This is a genomic window from Algoriphagus resistens, assembly GCF_001442615.1.
Taxonomy (GTDB): Bacteria; Bacteroidota; Bacteroidia; order Cytophagales; family Cyclobacteriaceae; genus Algoriphagus; species Algoriphagus resistens.
Genome location: NZ_LMXN01000002.1, coordinates 214925 through 240570, shown reverse-complemented (window position 1 = coordinate 240570; position 25646 = coordinate 214925). Strand labels below are relative to the sequence as shown.

The window sequence follows — 25646 nt, the reverse complement described above, 5'->3', positions numbered from 1 at the left end:
TACTTGTGGGGTACTTTGACATGCTTCAATCATAACCTTTGTACCACAGACCATAACCTCAATTGAGTAAATCGTCCAACCGCATGCGATCAATAAAGTAATTTACCTAATCCAAAAAACGATCAATCTGCTCCAAGTACCATCCGCCGAATCCTTTATTTTCATAATCAACCTGAAACCCTGCAAGGTGATCCCCGGGATATTGAACCACATTGTAATTTTTACCAAGTTTAGCCTGAAGTGCCAGTGCATCGCCATCGGTGGTGGTTGTATCGTCTGAAGCTGTTAAAATCAGAATCGGAACATCAATGGACTGAACAGCACTTTGGTAAAGTTTGGTTTTTTCGGGAAGCAGGATTTCTTAGTTAAGTTTCTCATAGCGATCCACAATTGCCATAACATCAGTCACAAACCCTTCAACGATGATGAAATCAATTTTATCTTTTATTGAGGGGTACGCTCTGGAGGTAATGGTTGTGCCCATAGACATTCCCCAGATTCCAATTTTTTTATCACTGAATTTTTTGGAAACGGTAGACACGACTGCGTCGAGATCCAACGAGAATTCGTTGTGGTAAACGTATTCCCGCTGAATTTCTAAATCGTCACTCTTTCAGAATCCTCTGTAATCAAATGTAATCACTGTATAACCTTCATGAGCAAGAATAGCTGAATGATACACAAAATAGGACATATTGCCAGCATCAGGATATGCCAAAATTAGGACTGTGTCTTTATTATTTTCCTTATTAGCCTCATAAACCCATGAATTCAACTTGAAGTGACCTTCAGTAGTAATTTCCAATTGTTCATAATTCCAGGCAACTGAGTCAGGGTCAGGATGTATTCCCTATCTGGATTAATAGCAAAAACATGGTTTGTTAAACCCAGGACTGCGCTAAGAATGAAGAGAAACGTTTTATTTTTTATGTTCGTAGACATTGTACTGGCTATAGGCAGTACTAATTCCTGTCTATAGACTTTCGTGCGGATAGTTAAGCTGTCGGGTCAACAAATGTAGCTTATTTAAATGTGCATTATTAGCAGTTTTCTTTAACTTCTCCCGTGAGCAAAGTTTGTGAGAAGGTCTAATCACCAGCAGAAATCGGTAAGAATTCATTAAGATTTCCAAAAAAAAGGCGCTGAATTAGTAAACTGCTGTAGTTTGTTAACCATGGCGCATGGTTTGTTGATATTAATCAATCTCATCTCTACAATGAAACTTTATATCAAATACATGGTCAGTTTGCGATGTAAACTGCTGGTTAAACAAGAGCTTCATAAATTGGGAGTGGATCATCCGATTGTTGAGCTTGGAATGGTCGAATTCCCTGGAAAGATCAACACTGGGCAAAGGAAGCTTTTAAAGGAGAGCCTCAAGAAATCGGGCTTGATCCTCCTTGATGATAAAAAAAGTATAATTATTGAGAAAATTAAAAATATCATTATTGAGATGATCCATTACTCCGAAGAATTACCAAAAGTCAATTATTCGGAGTATATCAGCGATAAATTAGGATATGACTACACCTACTTAGCTAATGTCTTTTCAGAAGTGAAGGGGATGACCATCCAACAATTTATTATTATCCACAAAATTGAACGGGTTAAAGAACTATTGATTTATGATGAATTGAGCCTCACAGAAATATCCTATAAGTTGCATTATAGCAGTGTGGCTCATCTATCAAATCAATTCAAAAAGATAACGGGTCTCACACCCACATTTTATAAGCAACTCAAGAATAAGCGTAAGAAGAATTTGGAAGATTTTTGATAAAGATTAAAATGAAGCGCAAATTCCGATTTTTATACGCTTTTGACTTAGTTTAAGAATCACTGGTTTTGTAGTTATGTATTGTATAATGAGAGGTATATCAGCTTTCAGGGTAAAACCTATAAACTTAAAATCAGCTATCTTTTGATTCTTTCATTTTCTTTCTACTAATTTGATATCTAGGCATATCTCAGTCCCAAAATCATAAGCAGATTACTTTTTTTCACTGATGAATCGGTATTTGTCAAAAAATGTGTGATTTATGTAAATTATACAAATTGAAGTGTAAGAAAGTTTCACTTAATTATTAGCAACTTTGTCTTAAGAATAAATCTGGAGTTTTTCAGGTATTAATTCATATAGCAAAAGATTAGCCAGGAGCTCATAGTCATACCAAAAATTGTCAATGGAACAGATAGAATTTGAAGAATCCGTAATTTATCCATTGATTGATGCAGTTGATTACATCTCAGGTTCAGTGGTGATGAAATCTATCCTTAGAAAAAGTAGTGGGAATGTTACGATAGTATCATTTGATTCCGGTGAGATAATGCATTCAAAATCATCTCCTTTTGACAATTTGATTCAGATAGTTGAGGGAGAAGCAGAAGTGCATATTGAAGAAAAGTCGATCCGGATGGAAGCTGGACAGATTATGATAATTCCGGCAAATGTTAAAAATAGCATAAAGGCGATTATACGTTTTAAAATGCTTTCTACCATCATTAAAAGCGGCTATGAAGATGTGAGTATCTAATCTTTATAACCCATTAAAGGAGTTAAGTTAATTACAGCTTATTGGATGTGAAATAAAAGTATTTTGAACTCATTAAATAAATCCATAGTGACCATTACCAGAAGTTGGAGAGAACAAAAAATCATGCTTAAAAGGAGATTTTCTAATCTACTTGATAGTGATTTTGAATTTAAGGAGGAGCAACAGGAGAAAATGTTGGACCGCCTTTCAGTTAAGTTAAATAAAACAAGGGAAGAACTGAAAGTTCTGTTTGAAGAGTTACAGACTTATTAAATGTAGACAAGAGCTATGAAAACGTAAGAAATTAGCACCTATGTTTGAACAATCATTACAATTATAATAATTATGAAAAATTTAAAGTTCTCAAAGGATAAAAATGGAGAATTCTCTAAAGTTCTGAGAGAAAGAGTAAATAAATATTTTAAAATGAATAGCAAAAACATATACGGAAATAAAAAAATGATATTCAAGACTGTATTTATGTTATGTGCTTTCTTCTTTCCGCTTATAGTCATAAATACTGGGGCGGTTAACAGTATGCTATTACTTTTTATATTATATATATGCAGCGGACTTGGAATGGCCGGGGTAGGTATGGGAGTCATGCATGATGCAATCCATGGATCTTATTCCAAAAACAAAACCTTGAACAAATATATTGGATATACTATGAACCTGATTGGAGCAAATGCCCGCGTATGGAAGGTTCAACATAATGTTCTACATCATTCCTATACCAACATAGACCAAGCGGATGACGATATTAACGCTCCTTTTTTTCTACGGTTTTCTCCCCATGCCAAACGGTATTGGATCCATCGTTTTCAATTTCTTTACATCTGGGTATTTTATGGACTTTCCACAATATCATGGATAACAATGAAGGATTTTGTGCGAGTCTGTCGATACAAGAAGATGGGATTTTTTAGTAAAAAGAAGGAATTTTCGAAAACCCTCAGAAGTATTATAGCCTGGAAGGTTTTTTATTATTCATACGCTTTGGTGTTGCCACTTGTAATGGTTCCGTTACCAGCATGGATTATCATTCTTGCATTTTTGAGTATGCATTTCGTGACGGGTATTTGCATTAGCATTGTGTTTCAGACCGCCCATATTATGCCTGATACAACATTTATTAAGCCTGATTCCAAAGGAGAAATTGAGCAGAATTGGACAATTCATCAGATGGCCACCACAAGTAATTATTCTCCAAATAGCCGTATATTTTCTTGGCTAATAGGAGGGTTGAATTTTCAGATAGAACACCATTTGTTTCCGAATATTTCGCATATTCATTATAGGAAGCTTTCTGGAATTGTTTCCAAAACTGCCTCAGAGTTCAAAATTCCCTACTTAGTGAAAGACTCCTTTTTTATTGCGATCAGGGATCATATCAAGATGCTCTATCAATTGGGTAAAGCTTAGAGGTTGCATACTAATTTTTAAAACCGGGGAGGTGGACTCCGGATATTGAGAATTGCAATGGATTGTATTACCTCTAGTATTCCCATGCTTCCTCTGGGAAGAATAATTGGAAGTATCCTTTGGTCCTTTTTTCAGGAAGCTTGAAACTTCAAAACTAACTCCTGCTATGGTTTCATTGGCTGAGTCCACAATAATGGTAAAAATAGCAGCATGTGGAAGCACTAGAAGCACTATTTATTCACGAAAGAACTGGATTCTGATATTTTTTACTTCCATAGGTGATTTCCGTAAAGGAAATTGTTATGCAATCCTGGTTGGACTATGAAATCCAAAAATTTTAAATGATATCCTTCTTTTGTTTTCAAATAAAAAGTTAATTTAGAAACATAGTAGTGCATTTGCAATTCGAAACCTTCATAAAATCTTGGTTCTTATGGAGGGTTAAATTTTAGTAATCCCAATCTTTTTATCAAAGGTACTTGCCGGTTTGTCTGAAAGCTTGTCAATAGGATAAGTTCAATCTGGACCCGCTGATGGAATTGCATTGCCAATTCAGTTCCTGCAAGTATCAGATTTTGACCAGCTAAACTTTAAACCCTGGATAATCCAATGAAAAGGAAAGGACGTTTACATCTATTTCCAAGCATTTACACTTGGAAGTATTTTTCAAGTATAAATTTTTGCTTCCGATCCGCTTACAACCCCTGATGGATAGACCTATGTGAATGGGTATGAGTATACTATGCTCAGGCAACCCATACCCCTTCTAGTAAACCAGAAATAGTCATAGTTCACTAAATGACTGCTATTGAACTGTGCTGTTTAAACATTACTTGAGTTTTTGAGCCACTAACTAACATTTATCAACTCGTAGTGGTGTATTGCGAAATAGCTTTTCAGTACCGTACTACTTGGAAAACAAATTTGATCAAGTTATACACTGTTTTATTTACCTAATCCCAAACCTATAATAACCATGTTAAAGAATTATCTAAAGCTATTAGTTCTGATTTTGCTGACAGTAATAATTGAATCACAAGCTCAAAATTCTTCCGGTGAAATCGATTTACTTTCATCGTATCCTACAATAAGTATCACTAAAGATATCCCTTACCGGGAAGGGGGAAGTGAAACCTGGAAATTAGACTTAGCAATGCCATCAAACTTCGGTTCGGAACTTCGGCCTGCCTTAGTTATAGTTCATGGCGGAGGCTGGGCTGGCGGGTCTAAATCTGTGGATGTATATCAGAAAATGATGGTCGGCTATGCGGAAAAAGGCTATGTGACCATAAATGTTGACTATAGACTTACTGGGGAAGCCACTTTCCCTGCCTGTATTGAAGATGTAAAAAATGCTGTTAGATGGCTTCGTGCCCATGCAGGGGAGCTTCGGGTAGACCCAGAGCGGATCGGAACCTATGGACATTCCGCTGGAGCTCATCTAGCGCTGATGCTCGGGATGACTTCTAAAGAGGATGGCCTGGAAGGAGACGGTAGCTATAGTCAGTTCTCCAGCCATGTCAATGTAGTGGTAGCCGGATCACCTCCAACTGAGCTAGGCCGCCAGGTGCCAATGGCAAAAACGGTGTGGTGGCCAATCGGTTATATAGCTGCTGAGCACCCACCGATGTTTCTGATACAAGGTACAGAAGATCCTGTAGTGAAGCCTGGACTAACCCGTGATTTTGTGGACAAAATGAAAGAAGCCGGTGCGGAAATAAAGTACCTGGAAGTGGAAGGAGGGCACGATATAGCTTACTCCAGCCAGCTCAAAGTAACAGACCCTGCAATCGCAGAATTCCTTGACAAGTACCTGAAGCCCTAATTTAATTTGAAGGATAATTAATAATCTTAATTAATTAATTGACAAAACACCCAAATGACTAATATGTACATTGATAAACCAACCACTATACTAGAAATCCCTTCTTCACTAAGTTGGTTTCGAATCTTTATTTTTGCCTGTGCGTCAGCATTTTGCTTTCAAAGTGCCAATGCCCAACGTAGAACCCCTGATGATTCCAGAGGACTTATTGCCCATGATCCTGTCATGATCAAGCAGGATAGTCTTTACTATCTATTTATGACCCATGGAGGAATTGCCAAGAGTCCGGATATGGAAAATTGGACCAGGATCGAGCCGGCCCCTAGAGAGTTGGAGTGGGTGACCGATGATATTGTACCCGGGTACAGAGGCGGTTTTTGGGCTCCTGATATCCAATATTATAATGGATTGTACTACCTGTATTATTCACCTTCTGCATTTGGGAAAAACACTTCTGCTATTGGTGTCATGACCAATAAGACCCTACATCAGGACAGCCCAGATTACAAATGGGAGGATCAGGGAATGATCGTCCAATCTATTCCCGGGAGAGATTTCTGGAATGCAATTGATGCCAATGTTATCTTTACAAAGGAGGATTCCGGAGAAACTATAGGTTGGTTGTCTTTTGGATCCTTTTGGGGCGGATTAAAATTGGTGAAACTTGCTCCGGATATGAAGTCTCTTGCGGAGCCGCAAGAATGGTATGGGATTGCCCAGCAGGAACGTACATTTGGGAGACCTGACACGAATGGAGGAAATGGTGCTATTGAAGCACCATTTATCTATCAAAGAGATGGTTATTATTACTTATTCGCCTCTACAGATTATTGCTGCCGTGGATTGGAAAGTACTTATAAAACAATAGTGGGAAGATCTAAAGATGTTCGCGGTCCTTATTTGGATAAGAGCGGAACTGCAATGTACGCAGGAGGTGGGGAATTGATCGCTGGAGCAACGGATAACTATGCAGGAGTTGGGCATTGCGCTGTTTATGATTTTGATGGAAAGACTTTTTTTGTAGCACATGGATATGACAAAGAAGATGAAGGCCGCTCAAAGCTTGTCATCGAAGAAATGCAATGGGATGAAAATGGCTGGCCATCACTAAAGTTTTAATAATCTTTTCACCTTTAATAACCTTAAATCTAAATAAATAATCAACCTACCCATGGAAAATAAAACAAGACTTGTACAATTAACCCATCCCACCTATGGACGAAGCATCGCTATGGTGCAAGAGCCAGAATTGGTGTTTTTAAAAGGATTTGGATCTATCTATGAACTTGCCTTATATGCTTTGGAAAATGCTCAAAAGCTAAAGAAATTGATCATGGATAGCTTGTCGGAAGAGACGCTGGATTACACTTCCGTATATGAAGCCAAAAGCGAATGGAAGCTGCTTCCTTCATTTGACCATCCTGATTCTCCCTTTCTTTGCATGGTATCAGGAACCGGACTGACGCATCATAATAGTGCTCTGAATAGACAAATGATGCATGGGAATCAGGAAGAGAAGCCTACAGATAGTCTGAAAATGTATGAAATGGGAGTGAGGGGCGGAGCTCCAGCTTCAGGAGAAACGGGAGTTCAGCCAGAGTGGTTTTATAAAGGAAATGGAGCTGTGTTGAGAGCTCATAGACAATCGCTCACCATACCTTACTATGCCAATGACGGCGGGGAGGAGCCGGAGATTGCCGGGCTCTATATAATAGATAAAACTGGACAGCCTTGGAGAATAGGCCTGAGTACCGGGAATGAATTTTCAGACCATATTATGGAAAAAACCAATTACCTCTACCTGGCCCCATCAAAAATCAGAACTTGTGCTATTGGCCCTGAAGTAGTAATTGATGCGGATTTTGAAAGCTATTCAGGTGAAGTTACTATCTCCCGAAATGGTCAGCAGGTATGGAGTTCTGAAATTAATACGGGTCAGAAGAACATGTGCCATAACTTGGCAAATCTGGAATTTCATCATTTCAAATACGATTCCCATCGCATCCCCCTTCAGGCACATGTTCATTTTTTTGGTGCCGATGCCTTCAGTTTTGGCAATAAAGTCATCCTGGAAGACGGGGATAAAATGACTGTGGAGTGGAAAGGGATGGGACGGGCATTGGAGAATTTTGTAAAAGTATTGGATCCAAAAGAACAAGAGCCTCCCGTCATTAGACAATTGTAACAAAAAACATAGTCAATAATTGGGGGACTGGTAAATATGATGCGGTTTGTGGTTCGGGACTATCTGATTTATAGTTTACAGAAGTCACTACTGTCTAGATGCCCATATTTAAGTTACTTTGCTTATCTTGATCTAAAATTTAGATAAAGTAAAATTTATTTCAGAAAATAATCATCAAAGAAAAAACAGACTATCCCTTGAAACCTAAAACTGTACTAGTTACCAAACTCCTAGTTCTTGCTTTTGCATTGGGCTGTACTTCTATAGCGAAAGACAGGTTCCATGAATCTGAAAAAGCGCGAAGTTCAGCCCCTGTAATCATGGCTTATTACGTAGCAGAGCGAAATTTTAAGCCCGAAGAAATTCCTGTAGAAAAGCTGACTCATATTATTTATTCATTCACAAACGTGATTGATGGTGAGATGAAATTCAAAAATCCTGAGTCAGCGGGGCCTAAGTTGGAGGCCCTGGTAAAACAGAAAAAACGCAATCCAAATCTGAAAGTGATGATTGCATGTGGGGGATGGGGAGCAGATGGATTTTCGGATATGGCGCTTACTGAAGAGAGCCGTAGAAAATTTATTCAAAGTGCAGGCGAATTTATCAAGCAATACCAACTTGATGGAATGGATATGGACTGGGAATATCCCGGTATATCAGGAGCAGGGACAGTGGCCCGGACAGAGGATACTCAAAACTTCACAGCACTTATGAAAGGCTTACGGGAAATGCTGGATACGTTTGATTCGCGCAAGATACTGACCTTTGCATCTGCAGGATGGAAACGTTACTATGATTTTATAGAATTGAACGAGGTAATGAAATACGCTGATTACACCAATGTAATGACCTATGATCAAGTCTCCGGAGTATCGATTTACACAGGGCATCATACGCCCCTGGGTGCTATGCAAAGTGAAGACATTCAAGGCACACCATTCCAGGCTCATTTGGATAGCCTATACCAATCAGGGGAAAATCCTGACCCTGATCCGCGATCCGCCCAAAAAATTGTTGATTTCCTGATCAAGGAAGGAGTGGATCCAAAGCAGATCGTGATCGGGGGAGCCTTTTATGGTAGGGTTTGGAAAGGAGTTCCTCCAACAAATAACGGATTGTTCCAACTGAGCAGTGGACTTCATATCGGTTGGATGGCCTACCATCAGATTCGCGGGAAATATGAGACTGATTCTAGTTTCCAGCGATATTGGGATGAAAAAGCCGAGGCTCCTTACCTGTATAATTCCTCCGATAGTCTCTTTGTCTCCTACGATGACACAGTTTCTCTCGCACGCAAAACCAGGTATGCGATGGAAAAGGGAATAGGGGGAATCATGTTTTGGGAACTGGGCAATGATACTAAAGAAGAGGGAAGTTTGCTGGATGCGATTTACAAAACAGCAGCGCAGGAATAACGTATTCCAACCGTCGTATCGCCATTTAAAATAACGGACAATTACAATTTACTCTTTCTAATCACCTCATTCAATTTCTCTCGAGTTAGAATCATACAGTAAAATTCATGTTGGATCTGGGAACCTTTCGTATTTATATCACTTCGATCTTCGGTCTTTCCTCCCATAAACCAAAGAGAATATAGCTGTTGAAATCATTGCGGAAAACTCATGTTGCAGAATTTCTTAAATATATAGTCTATTGGGGAACCAGATACATTTTATCTCTTGCTACTCTTAATTCGAAAATTAATTGACGTACGGATGCTTGGAGCCCACCAATTAGCAGACATGACTCTTCCTATGCCGGCTTCTCCCTCAAAGCTGATCATTTCCGAAATGCGTATTTCCGAACCCGCCGAGAAGTTAAGTTTTAATGCTGTGAGTTCTTGATTCTCTGTGCTTGCATCTATATCAAAATTGTTACTTTTAAATGTACCGTAAGAAAGACCTGGTTGTATATAAACCATGAAGCGGTTGCTGTTGATATATTTTCTTGCAAAGAGCCCTGCTTCTTTGCGCATAGAGAACAAATCATGGACTTCAACGGATGCACCAACCAATATATTGTTCTTAAGAAAAACACCTGCTTTTGCTGTACCTCCCACATAGGTGGGCCTGCGCCAACCATAAAGGTTCCTTCCTTTGTAGCTTGTCTGTTCCAGAGACTTGACTGAGAAAAGCCTTGAAAAGTAACTAACAAGTTCAATAAAAGAATAGTAAAAAGCTTCTGCATTTGAAGAGAAATAGAATTAGAATGAAATAATACTTAATAATAGGGGATGCCAACCTATTGTAAAGAATTTTAGTTAAAAGAAAAATCATGTCTACAAGCGACTTTTAGATCCATTTCTGAAGGGACATTTAAAATTGAATTACTTAAAAAAAGCCACAAGGATCAATCCCTGTGGCTTTAAAGCATTTTCTTAATTTGATCAATTACTCAACGTCGCTGATGCTTTTCCATGCTCCCATCTGATTTCAAAACTATCTGGATTGACTTCATACACTAGACGCTCTTCCATGGAGGAGTTATCTCCGGAAGGAACATCTACCCTCAATACATCCTGGCTTGAATCATAATCAAAAGCTCCCCATTGCTTGGCAACTTTGTTGAAGATGAAAGTAGATTGCCCTGATTCGCTTGGAATAATGAAAAAACCGTAAGTTCCTGCAGGAAGTTTCTTACCCTGCACCATGATGTCCTTGCTCGTAGTGAAGGTAGTTGCTTCATTGGCACCTGCTCTCCATACTTCTCCGAAAGGAACCAGGTCACCCCAGATCACCCTACCTTTTACTGCTGGGCTACTGTAATTGATGGTGATCTTAGCATCGCCTACCGTCCCTTCGGCGGTTTTGGCTGGACTAGCTTTCTCTTGTGCATTAGCCGCAAAGCCTACAAAAGCAAGTAGGGCAAAGGCTAAAAGGCTCTTTTTAAAGTTCATTGTTATTGGTTTTAGATTTGACATCAAAATACGACTTTTTATCAAAAGAGCTACCAGTGATCAGTAATCAGTGGGAAGATAGTGCTTAATTTTTTTGCCAACTGTCAACCAGCTGCAACTGCCAACTGTTAAATCTTCACCCAAGCTTCTTTGGCATTACTTTCTACAATTGCCTCACCGATGATCAACTCTCTCAAGCCGTCAGCGAAAGTAGGGAAAGTAGGGGACTCAGGCTGCTTACCTTCTCTTATAGCTGCATAAACTTCCTTGAATAGCTGCTTGGAAGTATCCGGGAAACCTTCTTGGTGGCCTCCTGGAAAGCTTACCAACGATCGCGCCCCTTCGTCTACCAAGGCAGGATCCTTCATCAATATAGAATTGGCAGAATCTCTTTTACCGATCCATAGTTCGTTCGGCTTTTCAGCGTTGAATTCAAAATTGCACTTCGAACCTGAGACCTCGATGTTCAGACGGTTTTTACGTCCTGCATTTACCTGACTTACGACGATAGACCCCGTGCGTCCATTGTCAAAGCGTAGCATGATAGTAGCGTAATCTTCAGAAGTTACTTTATATTCCTCATAGTCTGATGGATCAAGTGCTTTGCCTGAGAAAGATTCCACTGCTTTCAATGGCTTGAGTCGGGTAGGGTGAACAATGGAAAAATCAGCCATCACTGCTGTGACTTTCAATCCAGTCACATATTCGGTCATGTCGAGTAGGTGGGAACCGATATCGGCCACCACTCTTGATCCCCCTGACTGCTTAGGGTCCAATCTCCAGCTATAATCAGTTTTATGAATAAGCCAATCTTGTAAGTACGATCCCATTACCGAATACACATCTCCCAATTCACCTTTTTGACGCATCACCCTCATTTGGCGAACCATAGGATAATAGCGAAGATTGAAGTGGACAGCGTTTATCAATCCGGTTTCTCTCGCAACGGCCACAAGTTCTTCCGCTTCTTCTATTGTCATAGCAAGAGGCTTTTCACACACCACATGTTTGCCGGCAAGCATACATGCCTTTGCCTGTGGGAAATGAAGAAAGTTAGGTGTGCAAATGTGTACTACATCTATGCTGTCATCCTTCAGCATATTTTCAAAAGTGTAAGCATTTGCAATTCCAAGCTCTGCAGCTTTGGCATCCGCCACTTCCTGGTTTACTTCTACAAGGCCAGTTACCTCGATGTTAGGGATTCTTCTAAGTGCTTCTAAATGTGCTGGGCCGATAAATCCGGTTCCCACGATAGCAGCTTTGATAGTCTGAGACATAGGTTTTTAGGTTGTTTATAATTGATTTCTTAATAAGGTTATCCTGTAGTACAAAATAATATATTTTCAACTTTACCCTGGATTAGATGACCGATAGGACCTTCCTGTCTGGCAGGCAGGGGAAAGTCGGTGTTCAAGCTTAGTGTTTCTTGGTTGAGTCTATTCTATTATTTATACAAAAGTGAATATCCGTTGATTTTCAAATGTCAAATTAGGAAAAATGCCTCAAAACATTCCCATACTTTAGAGGTGATTTCCTTGTTAGTTGTCTTCTGAAAAGAAGAGGAAAATCAGAATGGTATAAACTTATGATTTCTATTGATTGGAAATCATTTGGTTAGATGAAAGTTTGGACTGTATCCACCACTTTCGCTCAGTCATAAGATTTTTATCCAACTCGATGAATTGCCCTATTTCAGGGACGATGATAGGCTGGTTTATTTCTTTTGCTTTAGCCATCACACGCTCTACAGGATCTGTCCAAGAGTGCATGGCTAGTGTGAATGCTGCCCAATGGATAGGCATAAAGACCTTGGCACTGATATCCTTTGCGGCCTGTGCCGTTTCCTCAGGCACCATATGAATATCTGTCCAGCGCTCATTGTATTGCCCGCATTCCATCATGGCAAAGTTGAAAGGACCATATTTCTCACCAATCTGTTTAAAGTGTGTACCATAGCCACTATCCCCGCTGAAGTAGATATTGTCACTCTCCCCTTGGATCACCCAGGATCCCCAAAGTGTAGAGAAACGGTTGCTTAACCCACGTCCGGAAAAATGTCGGGCCGGAGTTAAAGCCAAGAGTAAGCCATCAGCTCGAATTTCATCCCACCAGCCTAACTCATGAATTCTGGAAGAATCCACTCCCCATTCTTCGAAGTGTGCTCCCATTCCCAATGGCATATAAAAAGCTTTCGTTTTTTCTTTCAACTTCCGAATTGATCTATAATCCAGGTGATCGTAGTGATCATGTGACATAATAATCATGTCGATCTGCGGTAGTTTTTCTATGGCAATAGGTAGTTCCTCGCTAAAACGTTTTTTTCCTAGCATTGGGTTTGGAGCCGGTACCTCTCCAAACATTGGATCGATAAGGATTGTCTTTCCGTCAATCTGAAGTAGGAAAGTAGAATGACCAAACCAGACCAACCGCGTAGGATGATCATCTACTACTAACTCCAGAGAATCTCTATAGGCTATTGGCAACTTAAAATCTGGTCTTCGAGTGGGGTCATTTTTAAAAAACTCAGGAAGCATTTTAATCGCTTCAGCAAAGTCCATGTCCATATTGGTAGGCATTAGATTACTGAATTTTCCGTTTTCAAAATAGTCTAATTTCTCAAACTGAGCTATTTTCTGTTTGGAAGGACTGCCACCAAACTCTGGGCTGAAATTCACAAACAATACTCCAACCAGGAAAAGAATCAGTACAATAGAAATTAAAGTGATCATAAGGATTTTCAATGTTTTGAACAATAACTTGAGCATATGGTCTATAAAAGCAAGATATAAACTATGGATTTTAACTCTATAACTGGGTAAAAGGTGCAAATACAGTAGTTTTTCTGATATTTTTTTACACAAGTGAACGTTCCAATTCGAAAAGGTTAGCCATAAGATATTTATTCGAAGCTTATAGCTTTTCTGCTTGGTTGATAGTTGTTCCTGGTATCCAAAAGCCAGACTTAAAGGTTATTGCTTAGCCACAAGGGCTAAGAACACAAAAGGAGATAGAAAGTTAACACGCTTTACAACCGTGAAATCCTGCTATCGGATTTTCTCTAGATACCAACCGAGTCAGGTTGAGGCAGTTGTTTGCGAGTTGTTTTAGAATTAATTCAAATTACTAAACGGCTAGCTGAATTTATATAGTCGGTTTCTCTACCTAGCTGATTTTCTTTATCTTAAAGCCATAAACATAACCAATAACCCATGGCACTTATAAACCTTAAAATCAACGGAAAGGCTCATTCGGTTGATGTGGAAGAAGATACTCCCTTACTCTGGGTACTTCGGGATCATCTTGGATTAGTCGGAACAAAATACTCTTGTGGCATAGCCCAGTGCGGTGCATGTACAGTACACAGAAATGGAGAAGCTATGTTTTCCTGCGTCACACCAGCGGCAAGTCTGACTGGGGATGAGATCACCACTATAGAAGGTCTTTCCGAAGACGGTGACCATCCTGTTCAAAAAGCCTGGGCAGAAGTAGATGTAGCCCAGTGCGGATATTGTCAGGCAGGCCAGATTATGTGTGCAGCATCTTTATTGAAGAAAAACCCTGCTCCATCTATGGAAGAAATAGATGAAGAAATGAACAGAAACATTTGTAGATGTGGTACTTATCATAAAATCAGAGAAGCCGTTGCGATGGCTGCAAACTCCAAATAATCATGGCAACACTGACAAAAACCAACCGAAGAGATTTCCTGAAAATTGCCGGAACTACTGCAGGTGGCCTATTTATTGGCTTCAATTGGATGAGCTGTGAATCTCCAAAAATGGAAGTATTGAGTAATGAAGAGGTGTTGGCAAATGCCAGGAATTTCAATGCATTCCTAAGTATTGCACCAAGTGGTGATATTGTGATTTATTCACCTAACCCCGAGTTGGGACAGAACATAAAAACTTCCTTCCCAATGGTGGTGGCAGAGGAACTGGATGCAGATTGGAATAAGGTCCGTGTAGTCCAAGCCAATCTGGACACGGAAAAATACGAGCGTCAACTCACTGGGGGTTCTGGGGCCATGCCTCATTCGTGGGAGCGGCTTCGCAAAGCCGGAGCTACGGCAAAGTACCTTTTGGTTGCTGCTGCAGCAGAGAAATGGCAAGTACCGGCCAAAGAATTGGTTACTTCAGAGGGCATTATTTCCCATAAGGCAAGCGGAAAAAAGATCGGATATGGGGAAGTTGCCAACGATGCAGCACTCTTGACTGCTCCTGAAGAGATTGCCTTGAAGGATAAGAAGGATTTTAAGATCATTGGAACACCAGTGAAGAATGTGGACAATGCATCTATTCATACAGGAAAGCCACTTTTTGGACTGGATTTCTTTAGAGAAGGAATGCTTCATGCGATGGTTCAGCGTGCTCCTTTCGGCATGAAAATCAAATCCATTGATGATACAGAAGCAAAAAATGTAGCGGGAGTGAAAGATGTAGTGACTTTTGAGAACAGTGTTGCAGTAATTGGAACTTCCACCTGGCCACTGATGAAAGCCAAGAAGCTGTTGAAAGTGGAATATGAGCCTGCTGGAAAAGTAGAGAGTTCTGCCGATCATGACCAGATATTCAAAGACTTATTGGCCAATGGAAAAGCAGAAATAAAACGGGAAGATGGCAATGTAAATTCAGCATTCAAAAATGCTGCGCAGGTAGTGACTGCTGAATACCAATGTCCATTTCTTTCACATTCCCCCATGGAGCCAATGAATTTCTTTGCCCATGTTCAAGGTAACAAAGCAGAATTGATAGGGCCAACACAAACACCGGAAAGAGCCAGGGACAAGGCAGCGGAACTACTTGGGATTCCACCTGAGAATATCACGGTAGAAATCACGCGATTAGGAGGAGGTTTTGGTCGTAGGCTACATACAGATTATGTGGCAGAAGCGGTTCAGATTTCCAACCTGGTAAATGCTCCGGTTAAATTAACATGGAGTAGGGAGGACGATCTGACCGGAGGAGCTTACCGGCCTGCTGTGAGGTATAGATTTGAAGCTGCCTTGGATGCAGATGGCAATATGACGGGGTACAAACTTCGAGGCGTAGGAATGAATGCAGGAAACAGTACCAGAGAACATAATTTCCCTTCCGGAGCAGTGGATAATTTGCTGATAGAGAATGTGAATTATGAATCTTCGATTACCACTAATGCCTGGAGAGCACCGATCACAAATTTCCTGGCTTACGCAGAGCAGTCATTTTTGGATGAAGTTGCTTTGGCTGCCAAAAAAGATCCTGTGGAATTTAGGCTGCAATTAATGGAGAAAGCAAAGACAAATCCGGTGGGAGGCGAGCTTCAATACAATGTAGACCGTATGATCGGAGTTACGAAAATGGCTGCAGAAAAGTCAAATTGGGGTAAAAACCCTAATGTGAAGCAAGGATTTTCTGTTTATTTCTCCCATAGAACCTATGTAGCGCAAGTAGCTGATATTGAGATGGAAAACGGTAGTCCGGCATTAAAGAAAATCCATGTGGTAACTGACTGCGGCATGGTTGTAAATCCTACTGGTGCCAATCACCAAGTGAGGGGAGGAGTAGTAGATGGAATGGGACATGCGATGTATGGTAATTTAACGTTTGAGGCGGGGCTTCCTACACAAACCAACTTCGATAAATACCGGTTGATCCGGATGAAAGAAGTACCAACTGTAGATACTTATTACGTTGATAGCGGCTATGATCCAACAGGATTGGGCGAGCCTTGTCTTCCCCCTACAGGTGGGGCTATTGCCAATGCAATCTTCAGTGCAACAGAAAGAAGATTAAGAAGCCAGCCTTTTATAGAGCAGAAGGAGTTTCAGGATCTTAACCTGGGGATAAAAAGAGTGTGATTTTAAGTCTCTAGTATTTTGACTTTAGTTTTAAAACGGCAGACAACAGCTACCAGAACCAGGAATAAAGACCCTTTTCAGAATTGGAGAGGGTCTTTAGTATTCAAATGAGGGAATTATCCTACTTTATCTTGCAATTATATCCGTTTTCTGCGAATTTCTATAGTTGAAACAGAGCATGAATCAAGTTTCACACAGTGGGATGATTATTCATCGTGCGAGATTCCATATGGCCCTTAAAAGACAAATTATAATCATATGAAATTCCAGTCTCTAAATTCTTGACTCTCAATTTTAAAGTCTTGGCTATAAGAGATTTTACTATAGATACTGGCGAATTGATACTTTCTTAAATCTCATCCATACCTCTCTCCGGCCAGTATGGACCTTTAAGATATAGTTTGTCTTCTTCAATTTCAAAGGTGATTTTCATCTGATCCCGTTTTTGATCGTGAATAGCCAGGCAAGCATTAAAATGAACCAAATCAAATTCCAATTCAAAATTTCCTGACCTTTGATCGATGAAGTTAATCTTAGACCCTAGATCCACTTTTTCCGCAAGTGCACCCTCTTTTTTGAAATAGTAAGAAAGGAAAATTCCCAAATCTTTCTGATTGTCAATTAATACCTGTTTAATTTGATCTGAAGTTGATTGATCTGATTTGGGAATTGAAAGTATCCATGTTTCCTGCATGGTTAAAATTAGCAAATTTTACCTTTATGTAGCCGTTTACCTGCAAGAATGGGTTTTGCAGAAACTATTGAAGTTCCAAAACGCCTTTGACTGTGCTCTATTACCCATCGACTAGTTATTTTAGAATATGAATTACCCCATCTACCTCGACTATAATGCCACCACTCCTTGCGCTCCAGAAGTCGTAGAAGCTATGATACCCTGGTTTGGAGCACATTTTGGAAATGCTGCCAGTAAATCTCACGCCTATGGTTGGGTAGCTGAAAATGCTGTTGAGCAGGCAAGGGAGCAACTTGCAAATCTGATCGGAGCACATGCCAAGGAGATTATTTTCACTTCAGGTGCCACAGAGGCAATTAATCTAGCCATTAAAGGCACTTTTGCCTTGCATAGTGGAGAAAAACAGCATTACATCACCTGTGTAACTGAACATAAGGCAGTGCTGGACACCATGAAAGCCATTGAAGAAGCCGGTGCTGAAGTGACTTACCTCCCTGTAGACAGGAAGGGCCATATATCTATCTCTGAATTACGTTCAACTATTTTGCCTTACACCAAAATGATTTGCCTGATGTGGGCAAATAATGAAACGGGGATGCTGCATCCCATAGAAGAGATTAAAGTTTTAGCAGAAGAGAACAATATTATTTTTCTATGTGATGCAGTACAGGCTGCGGGTAAGTCCTCTGTATCAGTTGATGGAATTCACCTCATGGCGATTTCTGCACATAAACTTTATGGACCAAAGGGAATCGGAGCTTTATATGTCCGCCATAATCATTCGCTGCCAAAGCCACTGGCTCAGATACATGGGGGAGGCCATGAAAAAGGCTTCCGCAGCGGAACGTTGAATGTACCGGCCATTATAGGTTTTGGGAAGGCCGCTGAACTTAGAATGAGTGAAATGAAAGAAGAGTCAGTACGTCTAGGCAAGCTGCGTAACTTACTCGAAGATAAGCTACTATCTGTACCAGATACCAAGTTGAACGGAAGTCAAGATCGCTTATCCCATGTCAGCAATATAGCGGTTGGGGGAGTGGAAGGCGAGGTGTTGCTTCGCAAAATATGTCAAAAAGTAGCTGTGAGCTCGGGTTCTGCCTGTACAAGTATTTCTCCTAAACCTTCACACGTGCTAGAGGCAATGGGTTTGGATGCTGATCTGGGAAGATCTTCGATCAGGTTTAGTCTAGGCAAAAATACCACAAGGCAGGAAGTAATAGATGCTGTGGACTGGGTAATGAAGGTAGTAGGTGAATTGAGAGGTTGAAAATTACGTAAAAAGGAATCGTAATAGCTGTTTCTTATTTCTGATATCCTCTGGATATATGAACAGTTTTTTGTTGCCGGATTGTTGATGTCAATACAGTTCAGTAGGCTTACCAGCGTTTATCGTTAGAGATTTAATAACAAAAAGCCAATCCAAAAATGGATTAGCTTTTTGATTTGATTAAGCCAGAAATTATAAAATTGGGTCTCCACCTCTTCGTTGATCGGATTGTCTATCGCCGCGGTGGTCTCTTTCTAAAAATCCATCCCCATATTCCGGATCCCGAATCCGGCCTGATGTGGTATCAAATCGGTCAACATCATCGTAAAAGGATCTGTTTTCCTGATTGTACCTACCATATAAGCTACGTGGATTTTCACTATAGTAGGTGCGCATTTCGTGAATGAATTCAGCTTGGGGACCAGAAGGCCAGTCATCCTTATCAAATCCGGGAGCATTTTCCAATGTTTCTTTAGTTTCCTTTACAATTACGACATCCTCCTGATTTGGATTGAATTCGAAGGATTCAAAAGGTAAAGCAAGAAGCTTTGAACCTAGATTCAAAAATCCTTCATCCACTTTTAACACCACATAGTCGATCTGACCTGTTGATGTGTTGAACCTGATGTCTTTGATGGAACCTACCGATTCATCTCTTGCAGTTTTTACAGTTCGTGAGACAGTCTCCGAACAACTGATTTGGGCATTGTTTAACGTATTCATACTGATAGTTGGTTAGTGTGTATGACATACAGTAAACTATATCCGTGCCATTGGATTATTCAGCGTTTAGAGGCCGCTACGACCATTTTAAGACTTTTTCGATGCGAATGGGCTTTCCCTTTTCGTGGAATTATATTCCACCGAAAGGGTATAATGGCAGCTTGATAGTGTAAGGAAAAATAATAGTTGGAATTTTACCGGTACATCGAGTAGGCTTGAAGAGAAATCAGTCTGTTCTAGATAGGGCTAAGATGCTTCAGCTCGCAATGTTCTAAATAGATTTTCAAGGTTTTCATCTTGGGCAGCCAAGACTAAGAACTACAAATTCAAATCCCTTAAATCCTCTTCTGTATCTATATCCACTTTACCCCTAGGAAAGGATACAGTTACCAGATCATCTTCATGGGCAAGGGCAATATTCTTTGCCCCTTCATCCCCGGCAAGCTCCATCAATTCCTTAAAATAGGCTTCTGAGAAGAGTATGGGAACTCCAACTGTTTTGGAATAGGCGCAGGCAACAATTCCCTTCCCTTCCTTTTTTTGAGTCGCTATAAGTTTATTGAGAATCTTGGCATCCACGAAGGGCTGATCACAAAGCATAATAATCACCTGGTCAGGCCTATTGAATTTCAGCATGTATTCCATGCCGACTTTGATGCTGGAAGACATGCCTTTCTGGAAATGTGGGTTGGGAATATTTGGGATACTTGCCCCTGGAAAAGTTTTCTTAATCTCATCCCGAAATGCTCCCATTACCAGAACTCTTTTGTCAGCTTTGGAATCATTTGCAGCATCTATGGCCAATTGGAGTAATGTTTTTCCATTGAATTGTGCGATCTGTTTCGGATAGCCAAGCCGGGTAGATTCTCCTGCAGCAAGTATGATGATTCCTGTCTTCATTTATTTCCTTAATGTATAGGGCCTGTCTTATTTCTCAGAAAGGTACCTTGTTTTTTTTCCAAAACCGCTTTCACCTCAGCCAAAATGGACAAAGCGATCTCTTCAGAACCCTCTGCACCAATATCCAAACCCATCGGTGAATAGATAGTAGCTTGATTGACAGTTACTCCATTCATCCCCAATCTATCCATTAGTTTTTCAGACTTTTTCTTTGGACCCAATATTCCCACATAGGGCAACCCTAGGGGAAGCAAATCCGCCAAAACAAAAGCTTCATAGTCAAAATTGTGCGTCATCAGGAGAGCCGCACAGTTGGAGTCGGTTTCCAATTGCTGTACTACCTCCTCTGCGGAACCGGTCACTATTTTGAGGGCTGCTGGAAAGCGTTGAGCTGTCGCCAGATTTTTTCTGCCATCGATTACCACCGCTTCCCAGCCAAGTATATCTGCCATTTTCACCAAGGGAACAGTATCATTTCCGGCTCCGAAGAGAAAAAGACGAATTACCGGTTTGATGGATTCTATGAAAACCTGAATAGTATCAAAAGCTTCATATTTACGTATGATATGATGATTGGAATCATCTCTTGTTATCTCTTCTTGAACCTGGATCCAAAGTGTATCCTCCAGCGCATCTTTATCGCCAAACACCTGATCCTCTTTTAGAAGCACTTTGGTTCCAACTTGCTCCTGCTTGGAATACTTTACCGAAAACACGGTGATTAGCCTGCAAAAAATACGGTCGCTCAAAGCAATTTTCAGAAGCTCAATCGGATTTATATCACACTGATAATCAATTGGTTCAATCAACACATGAATAATTCCATTACAGCCCAGTCCAACTCCGAATTTTTGATCATCCTCATCCGTAGTATCGTAGGTGACCAGCATGGATTTCTGCTGGAAGATCACTGTTTGCGCTTTGCGCAGCGCATCGCCTTCCAAACATCCTCCACTGATTGCCCCGGTAAGTTCTCCGTCTTCGGAAACCAACATTCTAGCTCCGGGTCTTCTATATGCTGACCCATCTACCTGTACCACAGTTGCCAAAGCAATCTTTTTTTCTGCTGTTTTGTACAGCTCATAAGCCTGAATAATGGCTTGAAATTCTTTCATAAAGAGAAAAGCTTAAAGCATTAAGTTAAGCTACTGCAATCCCATTTTCAAAAGATTATACTCAAACGGAGCCAAAGATTTGATATTCGTAAGAAATTATTTGAAAAACACCTGCTCAAACTGTTCCTAGTAGGGTGCCTCGATCGGAATTTCTTTTCCATGGATAAAAATTATTTATCCTTTGAATGCAGTAATAGCAGCGATAGGAACGAAAAAAGAGCGGTGGACACGATAAAAAGCATCAGACATTAGATCTGTTGGTTGCCGGACAAGGAGTGGTTTCTGATTTGTTAAGATAACCTGCAAGTTTTTCGATGCACATGATGTCAGCAATGATTATTTACTACATTTTATTAATCAGCTTTTAAGAAAATATTGTCAGAATCTTGCATTGATAATTTCTTGAACTGAAATTGCTGCAATTTGAAGCGGTCATTTATTCTATTTTATCATGAAATTCCCAACGCTTGCCCAGCTCAAGAAGGAACTCAGCTACCTCAATGAGAAGGAACTGATCGGTTTGGTGGCGGATTTAAGCAAATTCAGCAGAGACAACAAATCCTACCTTTTTTTTAAACTTAACGAAAAGGACAACCCTAGACTATACTTGGAAATGGTACAGGAGGAATTGGAGACTGATTTTAGTATGGCCAGAGGTGACCATTCCTATTATGCAAAAAAAGCTGCGCAGAAGCTTCGCCGTAAAATGAATAAACTTCTTAAGCTGAGCAAAGTCAAAACGGATCAGATAGAAGTGCTTTTGTTTTTCTGCGAAAAATTAAGGGAATACGGTTTTTTAAGACATAGAAATCCTGTTTTGGATAATCTCTATCAGGCGCAGCTGGGAAAAGCCGTTAAGCTTATTTCGGGTTTACATGAAGACCTGCAGTTTGATTACGAATCTCGGGTGGAAGAGCTGGTTAACTGACTGATAGCAGCTTAAAAAGTGTTGATCGGTTTGGTGAGGAGCTTTACAAAAGATACTTTGTAGATGAATTGAATTTGAGCCAAAGGGAAAATAGTGTCTTGTCCATCAAAGGACTATGTCTTTGACTGAGATATAATTCCGTAAAACCCAACCTAAAACCTATCATGATAAAAGTAATTCTATTTTCCCTTCTTTTAGGAATTACGGGCCTGGCCAGTGCGCAAACCTCTTCTGTAGATTTAAGTCAATACCCAGCGCCGGTAACCTTTACCAATGAGCAGGACCATGCCAACATGCAGCAGCAACTGGGCATCCAGGTGCTAAGACCCGGCCCAAGTGGCAATGAATCTGCTCCAAATGCTGCCAATTATGAGGAAGCTAAGGCAAATCCTTGCCCTGATCTTCCGGATATCCTTACCACAAGCAAGGGGCAAAAAGTAACTTCTGATGAAATGTGGTGGAAAGTAAGAAGACCTGAATTAGTTGAGGCTTTGGAAACGGAAGTTTATGGGAAGCTTCCTGATGACATTCCAACTGTAAACTGGAAGGTAAAAATCACTGATCGGGAATTTGTGGCCAGAACACCAGTCATAGCAAAGCAGATCATTGGACATGTGGACAATAGTTCATATCCGATGATCGATGTGAACATCAATATGATTCTGGTGGTACCGGCAAATGTAAAAGGGCCAGTTCCAGTCTTAATGATGTTTGGTAGACCTTCTTTTCCTGCTCCGGCACAGCCTTCTGGTGAGGATATGGAAGTATTGAATACCTCTTTCAAAGAAATGATGATTAAAAATGATTCTTCTTTGAAGTCACTTTTTGATAAATATCCTGCTTACAATCCGGTGACTAGACTGCCTGGTCCAAATTTCTTTGCTCCTCCGACGAATGGAGAATCTCCCTCCACTGAGCAATTGCTTGCTGCCGGCTGGGGATATGTGACTCTAGATCCAAGTAGTATTCAAGCTGATAATCATGCCGGGATTACCAGGGGAATCATAGGACTGATAAATAAAGGCCAACCTCGTTCTCCTGCGGATTGGGGTGCACTTCGGGCCTGGGCTTGGGGAGCAGCAAGGGCTTTGGATTATCTGGAGACAGACACATTGGTGGATTCCAAAAAAGTAGGAATTGAGGGAGTTTCCCGATATGGCAAAGCGGCCTTGGTTACAATGGCTTTCGAGCCTCGCTTTGCGACTGCACTTATAGGATCTTCCGGCAAAGGCGGGACTACACTCCATAGACGTGTTTTTGGCGAAGCCGTAGAAAGCCTCGCAGGAGGAGAGAACTACTGGATGGCAGGCAATTATATGAGATATGGGGCAGAGAAAGCTGATTTTGGAAGAATGGACGGATGTGATCTTCCGGTGGATTCCCATGATATGTTGGCACTCTGTGCACCTAGACCTGTATTTGTAAGTTATGGTATCCCTGAAAAAGGAGATTCCAAATGGCTGGATCAAAAGGGTAGTTATATGGCTGTGGTCGCTGCGGGAGTTGCTTACAAACTATTGGGAGCTAAAGACCTGGGCGTGACCAATGACTATATGAAAGAGGAAATGCCTGCCTTCAACACTGGCATGTTGGATGGGGATCTGGCCTGGAGACAGCACGATGGGGGACATACCGATGCACCAAACATGCAGTATTTCATTCCTTGGGCTAATCGGGTTTTGAACTACTCAAAGGAATAAATATTTTCCTCAGAGAACCTCTGACAGTTCGTTTAGACTAGGAACTTTTCGCCTGTACGTCTTTTCAAAATAAAGACCAGAGGTAAACTGATCATTAAAATCAGTATTAACACTGACTTGACCGCCTTCCAAAACACCAAGGGCATAGCAGGTGTGTTGCTCAATGGAACAATGATCAAAACCGTTATGACCCACATAAAAATCCCATACAATACAGCCGTAGTAAATGGGTTAGTACCTATAAATTTCATACGGTGATACAGCCAAAAGAAGAGAATTGTGAAAGAGTAGGCTATCCCATAATGAAAAAGCAAGCCCCAGAATAACATTACATTACTTCCGCTAAATGCTTCGTTGCCAAAAACCCCACTGGCAATATACCGAATCACCCCGGACGGCCCATTTCCAGTTGCGATATAATAATCTACAAAGGCAGCAAGAATATCCAACGTTCCCACCAAAAGACCAGATAAGAGAATTATTTTGATTTTCATAGTTTAACAATGACAGGCATTAGCTTTAAAAGTAAAAAGATTGGCCCGAGGAAGGGCCAATCTTTTTACTGATTTGGCCAGTTACCCCAAATACTGCAGTGCCCACCATTATCAGACCCTATGATTTCTGTCTGAACACCTGTATAGGCTGCATTCATGACTGCTCTGGGAGCAAATTGTATAGTTCCTTCCTTTTTGATAAATGCTTTTCCGAAGTGCCCTTGGCTCAAGCCGTGTCCCATCTCATGAAGTGCGATAGTCTCCACATCTACCAGATCCCCATCTCCCCAGTAGAAGTTATCATTGTAGTAGATTTCTCGTAATCCTACATCAAATTTACCATCACCATTCGTGTCAATATAATCTCCATTTTCATCGATTAAAAGAAGGGTAAATGTCACTCCCAAAATAAATTGACTTCCGTCTTCGGCCACAAAATCGAAAAAACTCGCAGGCATCCATCCGGCATGGTTTATATCAGCTATGTAGCCGGCAATGCTGGGAAAACCCAATTGCGCTGCAATGACACCTATTGGGAGAGGTAAACCAGCTACTTTATAAAGCCCGAACGCTGAACAGTTCATCCCATCCCATGTAGCTGCTGCCCGGTCAATCGCAGCTTCCTTGGTTGGGCTATCTAAATCAGTACCAGGTCTCACCTGATCCACATAATAGGAGATATCTGAGATGCCATTCAACTTGGCAACTGGCGAAAAATCATAAGCCAATTGCTTATTTCCACGGTCATTGAAAATCACAGTCTGACCTGCTCTTTCACTTTCAGGCGCTGTAATATACTCAGCGCTGACTAATTCCAAACGATAGGGGGAAGCTGTGGTTCTACCGCTTTTCGAAATACTATTTACATCAATTGGAGCCCAATCAAGAGGCTTGTAAACGGTTTCTTCATGAGCTAAACTTTGATCCAATACTCTGCTTTCTTCGGTTTCTTGGCATCCGGCTAGTGTCGCCCCAATTAAAGCTAAGGCTGCTAAATTTAAATTTTTCATAAAAAAGATATTTAGTGGTTGATTTTAATACATAATATAAGATATGAAATCCATTTAATTTTATACTTATCCTTGGTCATTTAGGGATAATTTAATTGAAAGCTTCAGAAG

24 protein-coding genes are annotated in these 25646 nt (G+C 40.6%); 13 read left to right on the top strand and 11 right to left on the bottom strand.

The genetic code is table 11. From position 1 onward, the window contains the following. Positions 1–361 precede the first annotated feature (361 nt). A complete protein-coding gene (locus AS141_RS27015; RefSeq protein ID WP_232424815.1) occupies positions 362–559 on the bottom strand; it encodes a hypothetical protein in 198 nt (65 codons plus the stop codon). A 657-nt stretch (positions 560–1216) separates the two neighbouring features. Between AS141_RS27015 and AS141_RS04320 the strand changes: the two genes are divergently transcribed. The 8 genes from AS141_RS04320 (at position 1217) to AS141_RS04280 (ending at position 9384) form a co-directional block, all read left to right on the top strand. Next, entirely contained in the window at positions 1217–1777 is a 561-nt protein-coding gene (locus AS141_RS04320; protein ID WP_057936751.1) for a helix-turn-helix domain-containing protein, read from the top strand. Between the two features lie 406 nt (positions 1778–2183). Next, positions 2184–2534: a cupin domain-containing protein gene (locus AS141_RS04315; RefSeq protein ID WP_057936404.1), complete on the top strand. Its 351-nt coding sequence runs from the start codon at positions 2184–2186 to the stop codon at positions 2532–2534. Positions 2535–2657: 123 nt separating this feature from the next. Further along, on the top strand, positions 2658–2807 hold the full coding sequence (locus tag AS141_RS26800; protein ID WP_198293493.1) for a hypothetical protein: 150 nt from the start codon (positions 2658–2660) through the stop codon (positions 2805–2807). A gap of 72 nt (positions 2808–2879) precedes the next feature. Then, positions 2880–3959 carry a fatty acid desaturase family protein gene (locus AS141_RS04305; RefSeq protein WP_232424814.1) on the top strand — a complete coding sequence of 360 codons (1080 nt, stop codon included), beginning with the start codon at positions 2880–2882 and terminating at the stop codon, positions 3957–3959. Positions 3960–4935: 976 nt separating this feature from the next. Continuing rightward, complete coding sequence (locus tag AS141_RS04295) at positions 4936–5784, top strand: alpha/beta hydrolase (RefSeq protein WP_057936401.1); 849 nt, start codon at positions 4936–4938, stop codon at positions 5782–5784. A gap of 54 nt (positions 5785–5838) precedes the next feature. Further along, a complete protein-coding gene (locus AS141_RS04290) occupies positions 5839–6903 on the top strand; it encodes a family 43 glycosylhydrolase (protein ID WP_232424813.1) in 1065 nt (354 codons plus the stop codon). A 52-nt stretch (positions 6904–6955) separates the two neighbouring features. Then, positions 6956–7969 carry an AraD1 family protein gene (gene araD1, locus AS141_RS04285; RefSeq protein WP_057936400.1) on the top strand — a complete coding sequence of 338 codons (1014 nt, stop codon included), beginning with the start codon at positions 6956–6958 and terminating at the stop codon, positions 7967–7969. A gap of 197 nt (positions 7970–8166) precedes the next feature. Next, positions 8167–9384: a glycoside hydrolase family 18 protein gene (locus AS141_RS04280; RefSeq protein ID WP_232424812.1), complete on the top strand. Its 1218-nt coding sequence runs from the start codon at positions 8167–8169 to the stop codon at positions 9382–9384. 260 nt (positions 9385–9644) lie between these two features. Here the strand turns inward: AS141_RS04280 and AS141_RS04275 are convergent, their stop codons facing one another. The 4 genes from AS141_RS04275 to AS141_RS04260 form a co-directional block, all read right to left on the bottom strand. Beyond that, positions 9645–10031, bottom strand: a complete 387-nt coding sequence (locus AS141_RS04275) for a hypothetical protein (protein WP_057936399.1) — start codon at positions 10029–10031, stop codon at positions 9645–9647. A gap of 327 nt (positions 10032–10358) precedes the next feature. Next, positions 10359–10868 carry a DUF2911 domain-containing protein gene (locus AS141_RS04270; RefSeq protein ID WP_082632178.1) on the bottom strand — a complete coding sequence of 170 codons (510 nt, stop codon included), beginning with the start codon at positions 10866–10868 and terminating at the stop codon, positions 10359–10361. 128 nt (positions 10869–10996) lie between these two features. Beyond that, the gene (locus AS141_RS04265) at positions 10997–12145 is read right to left on the bottom strand and encodes a Gfo/Idh/MocA family protein (RefSeq protein ID WP_057936397.1); all 1149 of its coding nucleotides are present in this window, start codon (positions 12143–12145) and stop codon (positions 10997–10999) included. A 315-nt stretch (positions 12146–12460) separates the two neighbouring features. Then, positions 12461–13597, bottom strand: a complete 1137-nt coding sequence (locus AS141_RS04260) for an MBL fold metallo-hydrolase (protein WP_057936747.1) — start codon at positions 13595–13597, stop codon at positions 12461–12463. 480 nt (positions 13598–14077) lie between these two features. Between AS141_RS04260 and AS141_RS04255 the strand changes: the two genes are divergently transcribed. Together AS141_RS04255 and AS141_RS04250 are read left to right on the top strand one after the other, a co-directional pair. Next, positions 14078–14536 (top strand): (2Fe-2S)-binding protein, encoded by a 459-nt coding sequence (locus tag AS141_RS04255; protein WP_057936396.1) that lies wholly within the window; start codon positions 14078–14080, stop codon positions 14534–14536. 2 nt (positions 14537–14538) lie between these two features. Further along, complete coding sequence (locus AS141_RS04250; protein ID WP_057936395.1) at positions 14539–16704, top strand: xanthine dehydrogenase family protein molybdopterin-binding subunit; 2166 nt, start codon at positions 14539–14541, stop codon at positions 16702–16704. Positions 16705–17053: 349 nt separating this feature from the next. On the opposite strand, the gene AS141_RS04245 is transcribed toward AS141_RS04250, so the two are convergent. Then, complete coding sequence (locus AS141_RS04245; protein ID WP_057936394.1) at positions 17054–17398, bottom strand: hypothetical protein; 345 nt, start codon at positions 17396–17398, stop codon at positions 17054–17056. Between the two features lie 127 nt (positions 17399–17525). Here AS141_RS04245 and AS141_RS04240 point away from each other — a divergent pair, with 127 nt between their 5' ends. Then, positions 17526–18665 (top strand): cysteine desulfurase family protein, encoded by a 1140-nt coding sequence (locus tag AS141_RS04240; protein WP_057936393.1) that lies wholly within the window; start codon positions 17526–17528, stop codon positions 18663–18665. A 192-nt stretch (positions 18666–18857) separates the two neighbouring features. Here the strand turns inward: AS141_RS04240 and AS141_RS04235 are convergent, their stop codons facing one another. The 3 genes from AS141_RS04235 to AS141_RS04225 form a co-directional block, all read right to left on the bottom strand. Next, positions 18858–19388 carry a PRC-barrel domain-containing protein gene (locus tag AS141_RS04235; RefSeq protein WP_057936392.1) on the bottom strand — a complete coding sequence of 177 codons (531 nt, stop codon included), beginning with the start codon at positions 19386–19388 and terminating at the stop codon, positions 18858–18860. 318 nt (positions 19389–19706) lie between these two features. Then, positions 19707–20288, bottom strand: coding sequence for a nucleotidyltransferase family protein (locus tag AS141_RS04230; protein ID WP_057936391.1), 582 nt, complete (start codon positions 20286–20288; stop codon positions 19707–19709). Positions 20289–20296: 8 nt separating this feature from the next. Next, positions 20297–21403 (bottom strand): XdhC family protein, encoded by a 1107-nt coding sequence (locus AS141_RS04225; RefSeq protein ID WP_057936390.1) that lies wholly within the window; start codon positions 21401–21403, stop codon positions 20297–20299. A gap of 451 nt (positions 21404–21854) precedes the next feature. Between AS141_RS04225 and AS141_RS04220 the strand changes: the two genes are divergently transcribed. Together AS141_RS04220 and AS141_RS04215 are read left to right on the top strand one after the other, a co-directional pair. Beyond that, positions 21855–22331: a hypothetical protein gene (locus AS141_RS04220; RefSeq protein WP_057936389.1), complete on the top strand. Its 477-nt coding sequence runs from the start codon at positions 21855–21857 to the stop codon at positions 22329–22331. Between the two features lie 164 nt (positions 22332–22495). Then, complete coding sequence (locus tag AS141_RS04215) at positions 22496–24031, top strand: glucuronyl esterase domain-containing protein (protein ID WP_057936388.1); 1536 nt, start codon at positions 22496–22498, stop codon at positions 24029–24031. Positions 24032–24063: 32 nt separating this feature from the next. Here AS141_RS04215 and AS141_RS04210 read toward each other — a convergent pair whose 3' ends face one another. After that, complete coding sequence (locus AS141_RS04210) at positions 24064–24525, bottom strand: hypothetical protein (protein ID WP_057936387.1); 462 nt, start codon at positions 24523–24525, stop codon at positions 24064–24066. Between the two features lie 65 nt (positions 24526–24590). Then, complete coding sequence (locus AS141_RS04205; RefSeq protein ID WP_057936386.1) at positions 24591–25535, bottom strand: zinc metalloprotease; 945 nt, start codon at positions 25533–25535, stop codon at positions 24591–24593. Positions 25536–25646: the final 111 nt, after the last annotated feature.

Coding starts and splice junctions, on each gene's coding strand:
- AS141_RS04320 (WP_057936751.1), top strand. CDS start 1,217: ATGAAACTTTATATCAAATACATGGTCAGTTTGCGATGTAAACTGCTG.
- AS141_RS04265 (WP_057936397.1), bottom strand. CDS start 12,145: ATGTCTCAGACTATCAAAGCTGCTATCGTGGGAACCGGATTTATCGGC.
- AS141_RS04260 (WP_057936747.1), bottom strand. CDS start 13,597: ATGATCACTTTAATTTCTATTGTACTGATTCTTTTCCTGGTTGGAGTA.
- AS141_RS26800 (WP_198293493.1), top strand. CDS start 2,658: ATGCTTAAAAGGAGATTTTCTAATCTACTTGATAGTGATTTTGAATTT.
- araD1 (WP_057936400.1), top strand. CDS start 6,956: ATGGAAAATAAAACAAGACTTGTACAATTAACCCATCCCACCTATGGA.
- AS141_RS04240 (WP_057936393.1), top strand. CDS start 17,526: ATGAATTACCCCATCTACCTCGACTATAATGCCACCACTCCTTGCGCT.
- AS141_RS04210 (WP_057936387.1), bottom strand. CDS start 24,525: ATGAAAATCAAAATAATTCTCTTATCTGGTCTTTTGGTGGGAACGTTG.
- AS141_RS04235 (WP_057936392.1), bottom strand. CDS start 19,388: ATGAATACGTTAAACAATGCCCAAATCAGTTGTTCGGAGACTGTCTCA.
- AS141_RS04250 (WP_057936395.1), top strand. CDS start 14,539: ATGGCAACACTGACAAAAACCAACCGAAGAGATTTCCTGAAAATTGCC.
- AS141_RS04245 (WP_057936394.1), bottom strand. CDS start 17,398: ATGCAGGAAACATGGATACTTTCAATTCCCAAATCAGATCAATCAACT.
- AS141_RS04255 (WP_057936396.1), top strand. CDS start 14,078: ATGGCACTTATAAACCTTAAAATCAACGGAAAGGCTCATTCGGTTGAT.
- AS141_RS04225 (WP_057936390.1), bottom strand. CDS start 21,403: ATGAAAGAATTTCAAGCCATTATTCAGGCTTATGAGCTGTACAAAACA.
- AS141_RS04220 (WP_057936389.1), top strand. CDS start 21,855: ATGAAATTCCCAACGCTTGCCCAGCTCAAGAAGGAACTCAGCTACCTC.
- AS141_RS04230 (WP_057936391.1), bottom strand. CDS start 20,288: ATGAAGACAGGAATCATCATACTTGCTGCAGGAGAATCTACCCGGCTT.
- AS141_RS04215 (WP_057936388.1), top strand. CDS start 22,496: ATGATAAAAGTAATTCTATTTTCCCTTCTTTTAGGAATTACGGGCCTG.
- AS141_RS04305 (WP_232424814.1), top strand. CDS start 2,880: ATGAAAAATTTAAAGTTCTCAAAGGATAAAAATGGAGAATTCTCTAAA.
- AS141_RS04295 (WP_057936401.1), top strand. CDS start 4,936: ATGTTAAAGAATTATCTAAAGCTATTAGTTCTGATTTTGCTGACAGTA.
- AS141_RS04290 (WP_232424813.1), top strand. CDS start 5,839: ATGACTAATATGTACATTGATAAACCAACCACTATACTAGAAATCCCT.
- AS141_RS04270 (WP_082632178.1), bottom strand. CDS start 10,868: ATGAACTTTAAAAAGAGCCTTTTAGCCTTTGCCCTACTTGCTTTTGTA.
- AS141_RS04315 (WP_057936404.1), top strand. CDS start 2,184: ATGGAACAGATAGAATTTGAAGAATCCGTAATTTATCCATTGATTGAT.
- AS141_RS04205 (WP_057936386.1), bottom strand. CDS start 25,535: ATGAAAAATTTAAATTTAGCAGCCTTAGCTTTAATTGGGGCGACACTA.